Below are 2,500 nucleotides of genomic sequence, written 5' to 3'. Positions count from 1 at the left end.
TATAGCCTCGGACGAATTGCATCGGGGGTAGAGCACTGAATGGGCTAGGGGACTTACCAGTTTACCAAACCCAATCAAACTTCGAATACCGATGACAAGTATCCGGGAGTCAGGCAGTGGGTGATAAGATTCATTGCCAAAAGGGAAAGAGCCCAGATCGACAGCTAAGGTCCCAAAATCCAGACTAAGTGGAGAAGGATGTGGGAACGCTCAGACAACCAGGAGGTTGGCTTAGAAGCAGCCATCCTTTAAAGAAAGCGTAATAGCTCACTGGTCAAGCGAGCCCGCGCCGAAAATACAACGGGGCTAAGTCTGGTACCGAAGCTTCGGGTTCTCGAAAGAGAGCGGTAGCGGAGCATTCTCAAGCAGATACACGGTGTACCGCAAGGAGCGCTAACGGGCTTGAGAAGAGCTTATGGAGGCATGAGTAGCGATAAACAGGATGAGAAATCCTGTCGCCGTAAGCCCAAGGTTTCCTGGGGAAGGATAATCCTCCCATGGGTGAGTCGGTCCCTAAGCCGAGGCCGAAAGGCGTAGGTAATGGGAAGCAGGTTAATATTCCTGCACCACTTTGGAAGGCGTTGAAGCAAGCAGGGACGGAGAAAGGTATGCCGAGCCAGCGAATGGTTGTGCTGGTTCAAGCGTGTAGGCAGATTTCATAGGACCCAACAGGGACAAACGTGGAATCTATGCCGAGACGCGATGAGGTGGAGCTCCGGCTCCGCAACTCGGTGATCCTAAGCTTCCAAGAAAAGCTGCGTGCGGAGCCCCTGAAGTGACCGTACTGCAAACCGACTCAGGTGGGCGGGGTGAATATCCCAAGGCGCGTGAGAGAACACTGGCTAAGGAACTCGGCAAAATGACACCGTAACTTCGGGAGAAGGTGTGCCTTTGGTGGTGAAGAGACTTGCTCTCTGAGCTGGTGAAGGTTGCAGAGAAACGAGGGTAGCGACTGTTTACTAAAAACACAGGACTGTGCGAACACGTAAGTGGACGTATACGGTCTGACGCCTGCCCGGTGCTGGAAGGTTAAGGGGAGATGTCAGCGCAAGCAAAGCTTCGAACCGAAGCCCCAGTAAACGGCGGCCGTAACTATAACGGTCCTAAGGTAGCGAAATTCCTTGTCGGGTAAGTTCCGACCTGCACGAATGGCGTAACGACTTCCCTACTGTCTCAGCCAGTGACTCAGCGAAATTGTATTGGGGGTGAAGATACCCTCTACCCGCGGCAAGACGGAAAGACCCCATGAACCTTTACTGTAAGTTGGCAGTGAAGTTCGGGTCAGCCTGCGTAGGATAGGTGGGAGGCTTTGAACTCGGGATTCCGGTCTCGAAGGAGCCAACCTTGAAATACCACCCTGGCTGTTCTGGACTTCTAACCTAGGCCCATGATCTGGGTCGGGGACACTGCCTGCTGGGCAGTTTGACTGGGGCGGTCGCCTCCAAAAGCGTAACGGAGGCGCGCGAAGGTTCCCTCAGGCTGAATGGAAACCAGCCGTAGAGTGTAAAGGCACAAGGGAGCTTAACTGTGAGACCGACAGGTCGAGCAGGTGGGAAACCAGGTCTTAGTGATCCGGTGGCACTGAATGGAAGGGCCATCGCTCAACGGATAAAAGGTACTCTGGGGATAACAGGCTGATTGTGCCTGAGAGTCCATATCGGCGGCACAGTTTGGCACCTCGATGTCGGCTCATCGCATCCTGGGGCTGGAGCAGGTCCCAAGGGTTTGGCTGTTCGCCAATTAAAGCGGTACGCGAGCTGGGTTTAGAACGTCGTGAGACAGTTCGGTCCCTATCTGCCGTGGGCGCAGGATACTTGAGAGGAGCTATTCATAGTACGAGAGGACCTGAATGGACGCACCTCTTGTGTGCCGGTTGTCACGCCAGTGGCATAGCCGGGTAGCAACGTGCGGAACGGATAACCGCTGAAAGCATCTAAGCGGGAAGCCGGCCTCAAGATGAGGTATCCCGGACGCAAGTCCCTAAAGGCCCCATGTAGACCACGTGGTGATAGGTCGGGTGTGGAAGTGCAGCAATGCATGGAGCTAACCGATACTAATCGGCCGTGCGGCTTTTCCTAACTCTAAGGCAAACGTCGTATACGGGAGTGATTTGAGGTCAGGGTTGGGAGTGTGGATCGCCCAGCGCTGGCGGCTTCTAGATGTCAGTCTTGGACTGGGGCTGGGAGTGGTTAGGTGTTGCAATCAAACGCAAGTATGCGATTCGCTCGCTAGGAGCGCGCAGGGGCCTTCGCCCCGACTGCTAGGCAGTGCGCTCGGCGAGGTGAGCTCTCGAAAGTTTTCGGTGGCAACGTCGAGGGGGTCATACCCGATCCCATCCCGAACTCGGAAGTCAAGCCCCTCAGAGCCGATGGTACTGCGCGGGGAACTGCGTGGGAGAGTAGGACGCCGCCGGGATTAATCCCTAACCCCGTAAGGTTTTCGCCTTACGGGGTTTTTTTATTGTCCGTCTTGTGCATTTCGAGCGCGCTCTCGGCTTGCT

General features: G+C 55.1%; 2 rRNA genes (1 of these 2 cut by a window edge). Both read left to right on the top strand.

From position 1 onward, the window contains the following. Nucleotides 1–2,078, top strand: a 23S ribosomal RNA gene (locus tag CV1CTNOD_RS13275) (it extends 871 nt beyond the left edge of the window). A 220-nt stretch (nt 2,079–2,298) separates the two neighbouring features. Further along, a 5S ribosomal RNA gene (gene rrf, locus CV1CTNOD_RS13270) occupies nt 2,299–2,415 on the top strand. Nucleotides 2,416–2,500: the final 85 nt, after the last annotated feature.

Origin of the sequence: Protofrankia symbiont of Coriaria ruscifolia, assembly GCF_900634745.1 — a bacterium.
Taxonomy (GTDB): Bacteria; Actinomycetota; Actinomycetes; order Frankiales; family Frankiaceae; genus Protofrankia; species Protofrankia californiensis.
The sequence above is the reverse complement of the archived record's forward strand: the minus strand, read 5'-3'. Positions and strand labels throughout refer to the sequence as shown.